General features: G+C 67.0%; 13 protein-coding genes and 1 pseudogene. 5 read left to right on the top strand and 9 right to left on the bottom strand.

The annotated features are described in order from the left end of the window. The coding region (locus ACYSM9_RS21085; protein WP_461858902.1) for an OpcA/G6PD domain-containing protein at positions 1-248 on the top strand (248 nt) is incomplete at its 5' end. An 84-nt stretch (positions 249-332) separates the two neighbouring features. Here ACYSM9_RS21085 and ACYSM9_RS21090 read toward each other — a convergent pair. Continuing rightward, positions 333-2,264 carry a BCCT family transporter gene (locus tag ACYSM9_RS21090; protein ID WP_461858903.1) on the bottom strand — a complete coding sequence of 644 codons (1,932 nt, stop codon included), beginning with the start codon at positions 2,262-2,264 and terminating at the stop codon, positions 333-335. A gap of 297 nt (positions 2,265-2,561) precedes the next feature. On the opposite strand from ACYSM9_RS21090, the gene ACYSM9_RS21095 reads away from it, so the two are divergent. Together ACYSM9_RS21095 and ACYSM9_RS21100 are read left to right on the top strand one after the other, a co-directional pair. After that, the gene (locus ACYSM9_RS21095; protein ID WP_461858904.1) at positions 2,562-3,755 is read left to right on the top strand and encodes an NAD(P)/FAD-dependent oxidoreductase; all 1,194 of its coding nucleotides are present in this window, start codon (positions 2,562-2,564) and stop codon (positions 3,753-3,755) included. Positions 3,756-3,832: 77 nt separating this feature from the next. Continuing rightward, positions 3,833-5,062, top strand: coding sequence for an aromatic ring-hydroxylating oxygenase subunit alpha (locus tag ACYSM9_RS21100; RefSeq protein WP_461858905.1), 1,230 nt, complete (start codon positions 3,833-3,835; stop codon positions 5,060-5,062). A gap of 53 nt (positions 5,063-5,115) precedes the next feature. On the opposite strand, the gene ACYSM9_RS21105 is transcribed toward ACYSM9_RS21100, so the two are convergent. The 3 genes from ACYSM9_RS21105 to uraD form a co-directional block, all read right to left on the bottom strand. Continuing rightward, positions 5,116-5,925: an IclR family transcriptional regulator gene (locus tag ACYSM9_RS21105; RefSeq protein WP_461858906.1), complete on the bottom strand. Its 810-nt coding sequence runs from the start codon at positions 5,923-5,925 to the stop codon at positions 5,116-5,118. Between the two features lie 81 nt (positions 5,926-6,006). Beyond that, the gene (gene uraH, locus ACYSM9_RS21110; RefSeq protein ID WP_461858907.1) at positions 6,007-6,345 is read right to left on the bottom strand and encodes a hydroxyisourate hydrolase; all 339 of its coding nucleotides are present in this window, start codon (positions 6,343-6,345) and stop codon (positions 6,007-6,009) included. Continuing rightward, on the bottom strand, positions 6,342-6,839 hold the full coding sequence (uraD, locus tag ACYSM9_RS21115) for a 2-oxo-4-hydroxy-4-carboxy-5-ureidoimidazoline decarboxylase (protein WP_461858908.1): 498 nt from the start codon (positions 6,837-6,839) through the stop codon (positions 6,342-6,344). Before uraD ends, uraH begins: the two co-directional genes overlap by 4 nt. A 267-nt stretch (positions 6,840-7,106) precedes the next feature. Between uraD and ACYSM9_RS21120 the strand changes: the two genes are divergently transcribed. Beyond that, on the top strand, positions 7,107-8,303 hold the full coding sequence (locus ACYSM9_RS21120; RefSeq protein ID WP_461858909.1) for a GAF domain-containing sensor histidine kinase: 1,197 nt from the start codon (positions 7,107-7,109) through the stop codon (positions 8,301-8,303). A gap of 43 nt (positions 8,304-8,346) precedes the next feature. On the opposite strand, the gene ACYSM9_RS21125 is transcribed toward ACYSM9_RS21120, so the two are convergent. From ACYSM9_RS21125 to ACYSM9_RS21140, 4 genes and pseudogenes are all read right to left on the bottom strand, one after another. After that, positions 8,347-8,772, bottom strand: a complete 426-nt coding sequence (locus ACYSM9_RS21125) for an ATP-binding protein (RefSeq protein WP_461858910.1) — start codon at positions 8,770-8,772, stop codon at positions 8,347-8,349. Continuing rightward, positions 8,765-9,097, bottom strand: a complete 333-nt coding sequence (locus tag ACYSM9_RS21130) for an STAS domain-containing protein (RefSeq protein WP_461858911.1) — start codon at positions 9,095-9,097, stop codon at positions 8,765-8,767. Before ACYSM9_RS21130 ends, ACYSM9_RS21125 begins: the two co-directional genes overlap by 8 nt. Continuing rightward, positions 9,097-11,055 carry a glycosyltransferase family 2 protein gene (locus tag ACYSM9_RS21135; protein ID WP_461858913.1) on the bottom strand — a complete coding sequence of 653 codons (1,959 nt, stop codon included), beginning with the start codon at positions 11,053-11,055 and terminating at the stop codon, positions 9,097-9,099. Before ACYSM9_RS21135 ends, ACYSM9_RS21130 begins: the two co-directional genes overlap by 1 nt. Then, positions 11,052-12,164 (bottom strand): annotated as a pseudogene (locus tag ACYSM9_RS21140) (PP2C family protein-serine/threonine phosphatase). The gene ACYSM9_RS21135 and the pseudogene ACYSM9_RS21140 overlap by 4 nt, the downstream one beginning before the upstream one ends. A gap of 284 nt (positions 12,165-12,448) precedes the next feature. On the opposite strand from ACYSM9_RS21140, the gene ACYSM9_RS21145 reads away from it, so the two are divergent. Next, a complete protein-coding gene (locus ACYSM9_RS21145) occupies positions 12,449-12,721 on the top strand; it encodes a hypothetical protein (protein WP_461858914.1) in 273 nt (90 codons plus the stop codon). Positions 12,722-12,936: 215 nt separating this feature from the next. Here the strand turns inward: ACYSM9_RS21145 and ACYSM9_RS21150 are convergent, their stop codons facing one another. Beyond that, positions 12,937-13,374, bottom strand: a complete 438-nt coding sequence (locus ACYSM9_RS21150) for a VOC family protein (RefSeq protein WP_461858915.1) — start codon at positions 13,372-13,374, stop codon at positions 12,937-12,939. Positions 13,375-13,438: the final 64 nt, after the last annotated feature.

Consider the following 13,438-nt stretch of genomic DNA (forward strand, 5'->3'; position numbering starts at 1 on the left):
TCCAGCTCTTCCGCCCCGGATTGTCCATCGCCGAGCTCACCCAGCCCGGCCAGCCAGCCCAGCGGATTTCCCTCCCGCGGCGCAGCCTCCGCGAATGCCTCGCCGAGGAGCTCCGCCGCCTCGACCCGGACCCGGTGTTCGGCGAGGTGCTCGCCGCCGTCGGACGCCTACCCCAACGGACGCCGGCGGCAGCATCCCCGGCTCCTAGCGCCGCCACGCCGCGGCAGGAGTTCCTCGCCGTTGTCTAGGTGCTGGGCGCCGGGAACCGGCCCCCTTTAGCAACGATGGCCCCGGCGCGTGCGCCGGGGCCATCGTTGCTAAAGGGTGTTGCGTTACCGGATGAGCTCCTTCTCCAGGTCCGGCCCCGCGGCCGGGCACGGCGTACCCTCGGCGCATCCTTCCGAGCATTCGTGCTTGGTCACGAGCTCGAACTGGACACCGCGGTGCTGCTCAACGCCGGAGCGGATTGCCCGCTCCACCACTGAGTCCGCCAGCCGGCGGCGCAGGGACAGCGGATCCCGCCGCAGGTCCTTGGCGATAGCGAAACAGAGCAGGAGCATGACGATCACGAAGGGCAGGGCTGCCACGATGGTGATCCGCTGCAGGCCCGACAGGGCCTCGGAGGGCTTGTCGCCGCCTGCCAGGAGCATGACGGCGGCCACGGCGCCGGTCAGGGCGCCCCAGAAGATGACCAGGGCGCGCTTGGGCTCCGAGCTGCCGTTGGAGCTGAGCGAGGCCATGATCAGGGACGCGGAGTCGGCGCCGGTGATGAAGAAGATCGCCACCAGGACCATGGCCAGCACGATCACTGCCGCCATCAGCCACGGCGGGAGCGGGAGGTTCTTGACCAGGTTGAACAGTGCGCCGTCGAAGTCGATGCTGGGGGTCCCGTTGGTCATGGTCATCAGGCCCGGGGTGCCGGCCTTGTCCGCGTCCTGCTGGATGTTGAAGGCCGTGCCGCCGAAGATGCCGAACCAGATGACGCTGACGATGCTGGGCACCAGCAGGACGCCGGTGACGAACTGCCGGATGGTGCGGCCACGGCTGATGCGGGCAATGAACATTCCCACGAAGGGCGTCCAGGAGATCCACCAGGCCCAGTAGAAGATGGTCCAGCCGGACATCCAGGTGCGCAGTGCTTCGTCACCCACGGCTTCGGTGCGGGAGGACATCTCGGCCAGGTCACGGATGTAGTCGCCCACGGCGGAGGGGATGAGGTTGAGGATGAAGAGCGTCGGTCCCGCCACGAAGACGATGAGGGCCAGGACCACCGCGAGGACCATGTTGATGTTGGACAGCCACTGGATGCCGCGGCTGATGCCGGAGACGGCCGAGGCGATGAAGCAAGCCGTCAGGATGGCGACGATCGCCACCAGGACCGGGGTCCCGATTTCGCCGGCCCAGCCGTTGGAGGTGAAGCCGCTGCCGATCTGCAGGGCGCCCAGGCCCAGGGAGGCCGCGGTGCCGAAGAGCGTGGCGAAGATGGCCAGGATGTTGATGACCTTGCCCACCGGCCCCTCAACGGTCCTGATCCCGAACAGGGAGGTGAAGGCTGCGGAGATCAGCTGCTTGCGGCCCAGGCGGTACGTGCCGTAGGCCATGGCGATGCCCACCACGGCGTACATGGCCCAGGGGTGGAGCGTCCAGTGGAAGATCGAGGTGGCCATGGCCGTCTGGATGGCGGCGGGCGTGCGGCCGTCGACAGTTCCCGGCGGCGGAGAGATGAAGTGGTAGAGCGGCTCGGCAACACCGTAGAACATGAGGCCGATGCCCATGCCGGCGGCGAACATCATCGCGATCCACGAGACGGTGCGGAATTCGGGCTTTTCGCCGTCCTTGCCCAGCGGTATGTTGCCGAACTTGCCCAGGGCCAGCCACAGCACGAAGACGACGAAGAGCGACGCGAGGACCATGAACAGCCAGCCCGTGTATTCCATCACCCAGTCGAGGGCGTCCTTGGACGTGGTGGCAAGGCCGTCTTTGTCGAGGAAGCCCCATGCAACAAAGGCCAGGGCAATGGCGCCCGTGATCCCGAATGTTGCTTTGTCGAGCGTCAATTTCCGGTTGCGGCGCTGGGAGAGGGCCTGCTCCCTCTTGCTCAGCCGCAGTTCCTCCAGGATCTGCTCGTGTTCGTTGACGGCGTGGGGGTCCGCCGTCGCTTCCTCCAGGTCGGAGTCTTGATCGGTGTCCAGCAGCTCGGGGGGAACGCCGTCTGACGGCGGCACCTTGGGCTTCGGGGAGGTCAGTTCACTATTGATGGCCATGAAAGCGGGTCCTTTGGCTAGTCCATGGGCTTGCGATAAATGCTGGGTTTTCGGCTGCGCAATCCGGGGATGAATTGCCGCGGGGCCGTTTGCCAGCGGGGGCAGGGTCGTGAGCCCTATGGGGGAGGTGTTCCGCAAAGATCAACAGAGTTCGCGCTAAGCAACAAGAGTGCGGTACGTCACTTTCAAAGTCAAGGGTGTCACATGGGCGGCACCCCTTGACAGGGCACGTGCCGTGGTGAACGCTGTTGCTTATTGCGATACGTGTTGCGCAATAAGCGACTTTGAAGGGAAACTATGCAGACGCTTGCGATCGCGGGAGCGTCCCTGGCAGGCCTTTCGGCCGCCAGGGCCGCCCGCGCTCAGGGCTTCGGCGGACGGCTGGTCATCATCGGCGATGAACAGCACCGTCCGTACGACAGGCCTCCTTTGTCCAAAGACTTCCTCCTCGGTTCCATTACTGCAGAGGATCTTTTTCTTGAAACAGCCGACGACGGACTCGATGCCGAATGGATCCTCGGCGTCAGCGCCGTGGACCTGGATGCTGCCAGCCGCACCATCACGCTCTCGGACGGGCGGAGCGTAACCGCCGACGGCATTGTCATTGCCACGGGGGCCCGGTCCCGTAGGCTGCCTGCGCTCGAAGGGCTGGACAACGTCTCCTACCTGCGGACCATCGCCGACGCCGAAGGCCTGGCGCCGAAACTCGTTGCCGGCAAGCGGATGGTTATTGTCGGCGCCGGGTTCATCGGTGCCGAGGCCGCCTCGGTGGCTGCCATGCGCGGCATGGACGTCACCATGGTCGACTACGCCCGGGTTCCGTTCGCCCCGCAGCTGGGCGAGGACATGGGTGCCACGGTGGCAAAGCTCCACACCGCCAACGGCATCAACCTGATCTGCGGTGCCGGGATCGAATCCTTTGACATCGAGGACGGCAGCGTTGCCGGGCTTCGGCTGGCTGGCGGGCGGCACCTGCCCGCCGACGTCGTCCTTGTGGGAATCGGGGCCCAGCCCAACGTCGAGTGGCTGGAGGGTTCCGGCATCGAACTGCGCAACGGCGTGCTGTGCGACGCAATGGGGCGCACCACCGCGCCGGGCATCGTCGCCGTCGGAGACTGCGCGAACTGGTTCGAACTCACTCTGGGCGAGCACCGCCGGGTGGAGCACTGGACCGGCGCCCTGGAGCGCCCGGCCGTTGCCGTCCACGGCCTGCTCGACGCGGACGCTCCGCAGCAGCCGGTCAAGCCGCCTTATTTCTGGTCGGACCAGCACGGCGCGAAGATCCAGTTCGCAGGCCATTCCGCCGGGCACGACCGGCTGGTCATCGAAACCGGGGATCCGGAGGAACACAACTTCCTGGCCGTCTATTACAAGGGCGAAACCCCCGTGGCAGTCCTCGGCATCAACCAGCCGCGCCTGTTCACCAAATGGCGCCGCAGCCTCGCGGCCCCGGCGGCGAAGCCGGCACCGCTGCTGGCGGCAGCTTCCTGATACCGCTGCGGCGGTACACGCATTTTCACTACCAAACGTTCCCATGCACTGGCGCATGGGGTTTTTGAGGAGGACTTTTGTCTGTTGAAGTGGTCAGTCCGAGTTTGATCCCAACACTGCCTGGATCGACGTACGTGGACGAGGGGTTGTTCCGCGCAGAGCAGGAGCGGATTTTCGAGCAGATGTGGTTCTGCGCCATCCGTTCCGCGGACCTGGACAAGGCCGGCGCCTGGCGCACGGTCCAGATCGGCCGCGAAAGCGTCCTGATCAGCCGCACCCGCAAGGGTGAGATCCGCGGCTTCTACAACATCTGCCGCCACCGCGGCGTGAAGCTGTGCATGGAGGAGCAGGGCGAAGCCGCACGCTCGTTCCAGTGCCCGTACCATGCCTGGACCTACGACTTTGAGGGCAAGCTCATCGCCGCGCCCAACCTGACCAAGATGCCCGACATCGACCGTGACGAGTACGGCCTGGCCAAGGTCCACATCCGTGAATACCTCGGTTACGTCTGGGTGTGCCTCGCCGAGGACCCGCCGTCGTTCGAGGAGGACGTCATGGGCGCCATCGAGGAGCGCCTGGGCGACCTGAAGGCCATTGAAGGCTACGACGTGGCCAACCTGAGCCTCGGCCGCCGGATCAAGTACGACGTGAAGGCCAACTGGAAGCTCATCATCGAGAACTTCATGGAGTGCTACCACTGCGCCACCATCCACCCGGAACTGACCGAGGTCCTGCCCGAATTCGCCGACGGCCTCGCCGCACAGTACTTCGTGGGCCACGGCGCGGAGTTTGGTGCGGACATCAAGGGCTTCACGGTGGACGGCTCCGAAGGCCTGGACATCATCCCCGGTGTCGGCGAGGACCAGGACCGCCGCTACTACGCCATCACCATCAAGCCCACGGTGTTCGTGAACCTCGTCCCGGACCATGTGATCATCCACCGCATGTTCCCGCTGGCGGCGGACCACACGATCGTCGAGTGCGACTGGCTGTACCTGCCGTCCGTCGTCGAAAGTGGCAAGGACGTGTCCGCATCGGTTGAGCTGTTCCACCGCGTCAACATGCAGGACTTCGACGCCTGCGAACGCTGCCAGCCCGGCATGGCTTCCAGGACCTACTCGAAGGGCGGCGTTCTGGTCCCCAGCGAGCACCACATTGGCGCCTTCCACGACTGGGTGCAGGAGAAGGTGGGTGATGCCCCGCTGTCCGGCGACGTCCGGCTGGGCATCACCGCCGACACGCCGCCGCTGGAGGAGCGCGCCGTGACCATGGAACGGAACGAGCCCGCGGTGGCCGCAGCGAACTGAAGTACTCCATAACAGGGCATGACCCCCGGGCCCCGCCCGGGGGTCATGCCCTGTTATCGCCGGTTGTAACCCATGTTGGCGCTGACTTTGAGGCCGGCTTCCTTCAGTGTTTCCAGCAGGCCCGGAATCTTCTCCGGGTCGAAGCGGAACGCCGGGCCCGAGATGCTGATGGAACCAATCGTGGTGCCCTGGTGGTTGTAGACGGGGACGGCGACGGCATTCAGGCCGATTTCGAACTCCTCGCGCACCACGGCGTAGCCCTTGGCGCCCACGTCCAGCAGCTGGGCATCCAGTTCCTTCCGGTTGGTGATGGTGCGGGAGGTGCGGGCGGCAAGGCCGGTCTCCTTCAGGATGCGGTCGCGTTCGTCCGCCGGCAGCGCAGCCAGCATGACCTTTCCGCTGGAGGTCGCGTGCAGGGGCGTCAGGCTCCCCACCCAGTCATAGGTGGCCAGCGTGGAGGGCCCCATGGCCTGGTCCACGTTCACCGCGTAATTTGAGCGCAGGACGGCCAGGTTGACCGTTTCCTTGAACTCTTCGGCCAGGCTTTCCAGGACGGGCCGTGCCTCGTGGACCAGGCTGAGCCGGCCGGGAATCGAACTGGCCAGGCGCAGGATGCCGAATCCCAGCTGGTACTTGCCGCGCTCGCTGTTCTGGTGGACCATCTCCCGCGTCACCAAAGAACCCATCAGGCGGGAAACGGTGGATTTGTGGATGCCCATTTCCTCGGCGATCTCGCTGACCCCCGCGTGCCCTTCCCGTGCCAGGATTTCCAGGACGGTGAGGGCGCGCTCCACGGACTGCACGCCGCCGGACTGGCCGCTTTCGCCGTCGACGTCGGATTCGGGTTCATTTTTAGAAGCCATACTTCCTGATCCTATGCCGGGAACTGTGACGGCGGTGACATTGCGTTAACCCGGTTGACGCGGCCGTGCCCTCCCCAGCCCCTAGCTGCCGCGGTAGGTGGAGTAGGCGAACGGGCTCAGCAGCAGCGGCACATGGTAGTGCTCGGGGCCGGTGACCTCGAAGACCAGGTCCACTTCCGGGAAGAACGTCCGCGTCTGCAGCCCGGCGTAGTAGCTGCCGGTGGCAAAGTTCAGCTTGTAGTGGCCGGGTTCGAGCTGTTCGGGGCCCAGGTCCTTTGCCCGCCCGTCAGCGTCCGTGGTGGACGCGGCCAGCTCGCGCCAGGTGCCGGCGTCGTTATGGAAAAGGACGACGGCGACCCCCGCCGCCGGGCGCCCGGCACCGGTGTCGAGGATATGGGTGGTGACGTGCGAAACGCTCATTCGCTGATCAGTCCTTCAAGCCGCAGTACGGCGATTTCGCGCAGCTGCTGGGCCACGATGGTGTCTTCGGTTTCGGGCGAATTGGACAGGCGGCTGTCCAGGGCATGCAGGATCTCCGGCGCGGTGCGGCCGGCGGCCCGGATCAGGAAGACCCGGCCAAACTTCTCCTCGTACTCCCGGTTGCCACGCGCCAGGGCGTCGGCCGCAGCGGCATCCGCGGGATCGACGCCGGCCTGCTCGGAACGTGACATGGCCGCCTCGGTGCCGGCCGCCGTCGGGCGTTCCCCGATCCGGGGGTGGTGCGCCATGGCAGCCTCCACCTCGTCGGAGGTGAAGGGGTCGGCGGCCTGCGCCGCGAACTCCAGGAGTGCCTCCCGGCTGGCGAACGGCCGGGCTTCTGCCACGGCATCCACCCACCGGGTGACGTCAATGCAGGGACGCAGGGTGGCCCGGGCCGCGGCAGGGTCCGCGGCGTTGAATTCGGCAAGCTGCATGCTGGCTCATTCCTCGGTGTGCTGGCATCCATGGTGACGGCTATGCGGGGGCCGGAATTCCCGGCGCTTGTCCTGGCGCATTCCAGGCCAAGCTTCCGCATCATGGAACTGTTATTTCAGCATACGTAATATTCAAAAGGAGACCGCCAGCCTGTGTCAAGAGAGTACAACAGGCGTCGGGCCCAGCCGGTAGGATCGCGGAAGGGCCGCGTGCCCTGCTGACAGTTGTGGGGGCACAAGGGAAAGATGGACGGGACGGCTCTGCGAATGCTGACCGATCAGGAAACGGAACGGGCGCCTGGCCTGCGGGAATACGGCCTTCTTCCGCCGGCAGCCGGGGAGAAGCCGGGCCTGGCCGATGACCGGGCGCAGGGATCGCTGGACAACCTGGTCCGCCTGGCGGCCTCGCTGTGCGCAGTGCCGTACAGCGTGGTCAACATCATCACCGACGACGAGCAGGTGCAGATTGCGGCGGCAGGCATCGACCCCGGCGTCTGCTCGCGGGAGGACTCGATGTGCGCCGTAGTGTTCGCCGACGGCGCCACCACGGTGGTACCCGATGCTTCCAAGGACCCCCGGTTCGCCGCCAACCCCTTCGTGACCGGTGTCATCGCCAACGTGCGGTTTTACGCTTCGGTGCCCCTGGAAACCTCCTCCGGCCTGGTCCTCGGCTCGCTCTGCGTCTTCTCGGGCGAAGCCCGGCTCCCCGCCCCGGAGAAGATTGAGCTGCTGGAAGTCCTGGCCAGGCAGGTGGTGGAACTGCTGGAGCTGCAGCACCGCACGCTCCAGCTCAATGACGCCCTGGTCGAGCTGCGCCGCAGCAACGGCATGCTCTCCGAATTCGCCGGCCGGGTCAGCCACGACCTCAGGGCACCGCTGACCACCATCCTGGGCTACGTGGAGCTGGCGCAGGACGATCCAGGGATCCCGCCGTCGCATCCCTCCCTTGAGTACCTCGAACTGATCGGCTCCGCCGGCAGGCGCATGCTGGCCACGCTTGAGGGCGTCCTGGATTACTCCCGGGCCGACGGCGCGCTCAGGCCTGAACGGGTGTCCCTGCTGGCGGTCACTGCGGAGGCGGCGCAGGACCTCGGCGCGGAATCCGGGCCCGGCAACGGGATTTCCTGCGAGGACGCCGACCTGTTCGCGGACCGCGCCCAGCTGCGCACCCTGGTGCAGAACCTGCTCGCCAACGCGCTGAACTACCCCAGCCCCGGGCGGGAGCTCCAGGTGGTTGTCAGCGCCGAAGAAGGCCCCCGCGGCGTCACCGTCAGCGTGGCGGACAACGGCAAAGGCATCCTGCCCGCCGACCGGGAGCGGGCACTGAAGCCCCTGGTGCGGCTGAACCGCCCCGGCGACGGACCGGGCACGGGCCTGGGCCTGTCCACCTCCCGGCGCATCGCCCAGGCGCACGGCGGGGAACTGGCCATCAGTGACACGCCCGGCGGCGGCACCACGGTGTAGGTGCTGTTCCCCGGGAAGCCCCGGGCGTAGGGCAGCGGCCCGGTCAGTCCTGGGAGGACGTCCGGGTCAGCACCCAGGTATTGGTGCCGTCCTGGCGTTCGAAGGTGACCGTGGTGACCAGCGCCTCGATCAGCGCCAGGCCGCGGCCGGATTCGGCGTCCTCGCCGGGAACCATGGGCTCCATCGGGCCGTACGGCGGCTTGGCGTTGAACGCGCTGACGCGGGCCTGCAGGAGGTGGGGGCGCACGATGGTTTCCACGCCGAGCTCCACGATCCCTTCGCCTGCCGGCTCCGCGTGCTGGACGATGTTGGAGGCCGATTCGATCACCGCGGTGGTGAAGGTCATCTGGTCCATGTCGCTGACGAAGGGGACATCCAGCCACAGGCTGTCGAGGTCGTTGTGGACGGCTTCGATGGCGTCCTCCGCAGCGGGTCCCCGGAAGCTGCGGGAAGCCAGGACCTCAGTCATTGCTGAACGCCTCTTCAGCGCTGGTGTAGGCGGTGAGGACTTTGTCCATGCTGGTCAGTTTCAGGACCATGTCCACCTGCGGCTGCACGGCGGCGATGCGCAGGTCGCCGCCGGCCTGGCGGGCCGCCTTGAGGCAGCCGATGAGGGCGCCGAGACCCGAGGAGTCCATGAACGCCGTGTGCTCGAGGTTGACCACGATCCGGTTGGACCCCGCGGCGATCACGTCCGTCACGAACTCGCGCAGCTTGGGCGCGGAGACCATGTTGAGCCGCCCGTCCGCCTTGACCTCGGCGTACGAGTCCTTGACCTCGTAACTGAACTCCATCAGGATTCCTCTCTGTTTGCAGGTTCTGCGGCCGGTTCGTACCCCTTGTAGAGCACGGCGCGGACCAGGATGCTCATGACCACCAGGTCAAAGACCACCCAAATGACGTTGACCAGGGTGCCGAGCGGCTCCGCGAGCCCGGTCACCAGGCGGATGATGCCGACGACGGCGGCGAGGGCGAGCAGGATGGACACCACGATCTGGGGCTGGATGAGGCTCCAGCTGGGTCCGCCGGTCTGCCGGGCCTTGGGGGTGACCGCGAAGCCCAGGGGGCGGCCGAACCACACGTTGCGGGCCGCAGTCGTGCAGGCCTTGATCCAGGTGGGGAACAGGGCAAGGCTGTACTGCTGTCCGCGCCAGGTGGGGATGCCCCGCCCGGCCACGGCAAACAGCAGCTGGTTCACCACCATGAACGGGATGAACCGCACGAAGAAGTCCCAGCTGAGGCTGCTGACCGGCAGGATGCCCAGCAGCAGGTAGATGATCGGGGCGGCGAAGTAGATCACGGCGGCGAACCCGCTCAGGTACGTCCACATGGTGGCGAAGTACATCAGGCGCTGGCCGAGCTTGAGGCCCTTCTGCACCAGCGGGTTTTCCCGCAGCAGCACCTGGATGGTGCCCTGCGCCCAGCGGAGCCGCTGCGTCAGCATGGTCGCGATGTCCTCCGGCGCCAGGCCGTAGGCCAGGATCTCGTGGTGGTAGACGCTCTCCCAGCCCATGGCGTGCATGCGCATGGCGGTGGCCATGTCCTCCGTGACGGAGATCGTGGCCAGTGGCATCACGGGCTGTGCCTCGCCGGTGCGTTCCACGGTCAGGGCGTCCAGGACGGCCTGGACGGACTCCAGGGCGCCCAGCGGCGACCAGTCCCGGGCGGACATGCGCTGGACGGCGTCGTCCGCCACCACGGGGACGCCGGACTCGCCCACGTGGGCCAGCTCCATGGCGGCGATCTCCTCCAGGTCCGCCTGCAGGGCGGCGACGTCGGCCTGGACCAGGGTCTGGACGGCGGCGTCCACGCGGCGGCGGACCCGGTAGGTGACCTCGGCCAGCGGCTGGCCGGCGTCCACCTCCTCCTGCGCCTCGCGGGTGGCTGCCTCCACCTCGTCCAGCACCTGCGCCACCAGCGGCGACTCCATGTCCGCGGACTTGCGGGCCTGCTTGATGGCTGCCCGGGATGCTGCCAGGGCGCGGCGGATGCTCTTCTCGGTTTCCTTCACGTAGCCCACCAGGCCCAGCTGCATCAGCGCCTCGCGGCGCAGGATGGCGTTGGAACCGCAGAAGAAGGCGGCGTTCCAGCCGTCCTTGCCCTGCTGGATGGGGCCGTAGAACAGCGGCGCCTGGCTGCCCAGGGGATCGTCCGCGGGGACGTTGCTGAAGTACTGCGGGGTCTGGACCAGGGCAACCCGGCGGTTGTTGAAGTAGCCCAGCGTCTTTTCCAGGATGTCCGGCTCGGGGATCTGGTCCGCGTCCAGGATCAGCAGGAACTCGCCGTGCGTGACCATCAGCGCGTTGTTGAGGTTTCCCGCCTTGGCGTGGCGCGGCAGGTCCTTGGTCCAGTCCCCGCTGCGGGTGACGTAGCCCAGGCCGTGCTGCTCGCAGAGGGCCTTGAGTTCGGGGCGGGCTCCGTCGTCCAGGATCCAGGTGCTGTGCGGGTGGCGGATCTTCTGGGCGGCCAGCGCCGTGGTGAGCACCATGTCCAGGTCCTCGTTGTACGTGGTGATGAAGACGTCCACGGTGGCGTCATGGGGCGGTGGCGGGGCGCCCTTGCGGATCTTCAGCTTCCACACGGTCATGCCGAACAGCATGACGTCGATCAGGCTGTACGTCTCGGCGGCCACCAGGGGCAGCGCGATCCACCACGCGTCCCAGTTGAGGGAGGCCAGCCAGCGCCAGGCGATGTAGTTCACGCCTGTCAGGACGGTCAGGACCACCACCAGCCGGGTCCAGAAACGGGTCATGCCGCAGCCGCCACGGGGAGGCGGCGCACCACGACCACCGTAACGTCGTCCTCCGCGGTGTCGGCGGGGGCCAGCGCCAGGATGGCGTTGCTGGCTTCATGGGCCGAACCGGCGGCGCGGGTTGCCCGCTCCACCGCACTGGTGAAGTCTTCCACGGACCCGAAGACGTCCAGCACCCCGTCGCTGACCACTACGAGCGAATCGCCGGGCGCAAGCTCCAGGCCGGCGCTGGGCCACTGCGTTCCGGGCCACGCGCCCACCGGCGGTCCACCGGACGGCAGGCGGTCCGTGGCAGCGCCGGCCTGGACGTGCAGCGCCAGCCCGTGTCCGGCGTCGACGTAGCTGACCTTGCCCGACGCCGCATCCAGGCGGGCGTGGAACAGGGTGACAAAGGAGTTGGAGGAGTCCAGGTCGGTGGCGATTGCCTTGCTCGCGGCGGCGAAGCCCGCATCGAGGTCCTGCCGCAGGCCGGTGGAGCGCATCACGGCCCGGACGGTGGCAGCAATCAGGGCGGCACCCATGCCCTTGCCCATGGCATCGGCGAAGGTCAGGTGGAGTCCATCGGGGGTCTCGTACCAGTCGTAAAAGTCGCCGCCCACGTTGCGCGAAGGACGGAACACCCCGGCTACGTCATAGCCGTCCACCCGGATGTCCTCCTTGGGCAGGAGGCTTTACTGCACCTCCGTGGCCCGTTCCAGTTCGCCGCGGGCGGCCGACTCCGCGGCGGCGGAGGGGCGGCGGCGGAACAGGGCATTGATCCGCGACTGCAGTTCCCGGGAGCTGAACGGCTTGCTGATGTATTCGTCGGCGCCGTTGTCCAGCCCGGTGAGCTTGTCCAGTTCGTCGGCGCGGGCCGTGAGCATCACGATGAAGGCGTCCGAGAATTCCCGGAGCAGCTTGCAGACCTCCAGCCCGTCCAGGTCCGGCAGGTTCAGGTCAAGGGTGACAAGGTCGGGCTTGCGCCGGCGGACTTCCTCCACGCCGGGCAGGCCGGCGCCGGCCTCGGTAACGTCGAAGCCCTGCTTTGCCAGGACACGGACCAGCAGTCCGCGGATGTCCGGGTCATCTTCGATGACCACCGCACGGCGGGTTTCGGAGGGAGAGACCATGCTCTACTTCTACCGTATTAAGCCGCACACGGCATGTCGCAGGCTTCACAGGTTTCGGTGACGTCGCTGACAGGGCCGGAATTTCCGGTGCCGCCGGTCCGGGAACGCGGCGGCCGGGCACCGCCAGGTTCGATCTTGCGGAAATCCTTGCGCCTGCTTGCCGGGACGTTGAGGAACACCGGGGACACTCGAAGAAAGGCAACCGGCTTCCAGGCAGCAGGGTTCGACGACGGCCGCGCCGGAGGCTGGGCGGGTTGCGGAAGGCGGGGAAGCCGATGGAACAGATGAAAAGAACGGGAGTGGAGCGGGCAAGGGCACTGCTTCGCCTCTACTTCCACTCACGAAAGGTCCGGGCGGCGGCCCGCGAACTGGAGCACGCGCTCGCGGAATCGCGTGAAGTGTCCAGCTGGCCAGGTGACCGGCTCCAGGTGGGCGCCGAGATCTCCCGGCATGTGGAAATCCTGACCCGGCGGCTCAAGCTCGAGACCGAAGCGCACCACCGGCTGGAAATTCTGTTCAGGACTGCGGGCGGAAGGCGTTCCGTGCCGGCGGTTTAAGTGCCACACTTAGCAGCAATCGATTGGCTGGGGATAGTCAGGAGATTGCGGTGGGTACTTTGGCGGGTTGGGCGTACCTTTTGGCGGGTCTGATGACCATGGATGCGTTGCTCCTGGCATTGTGGGCCATGGAAGTCGACTGGGGAAAGTACTGGCGCCGGAAGTGAACCGGTCCCGCCGCTGATTCTGCCGGATTCGCCGCAGCCGGATTGGCGTCAGCCGAGTTCTTCGGCCAGCTCCACGATGATGCCTTCCGGGCCCCGCACGTAGCAGAGCTTGAAAACGTCCGCGTAGCGTTCGACGCTGCCCACCAGCTCGGCACCGTGCGCTTTCAGCCTGGCGAGCGTGTCCTCGACGTCGTCCACGGCAAAGCAGACATGGCGCAGTCCCGGAACGTTGGCAGGTGCCTGCGGGTCGCCGTCGGGCGTGGCCGGCGCATGGAAGCTGCTGAGCTCCAGCCGCGACCGGCCGTCCGGTGTCTCCAGCATGGCGATTTCGGACCTGACCCCCTCGACTCCGATGATGCGGTCCACCCAGGCGCCCTCCACCTGCCCGCTGCCCACCGGCCTGAGGCCGAGCTCCACGAAGAACGCCGTCGCGGCAGCCATGTCCGTCACCACCACGCCCACATGGTCCATGCGTTGGATCGCCATGGGTCGATGCTAATACGAAAGTAGGGCTTGTCAGGCTGCGGTGGCCGGAGTGATGGTCACGTTG

Source organism: Arthrobacter sp. C152, assembly GCF_054890965.1.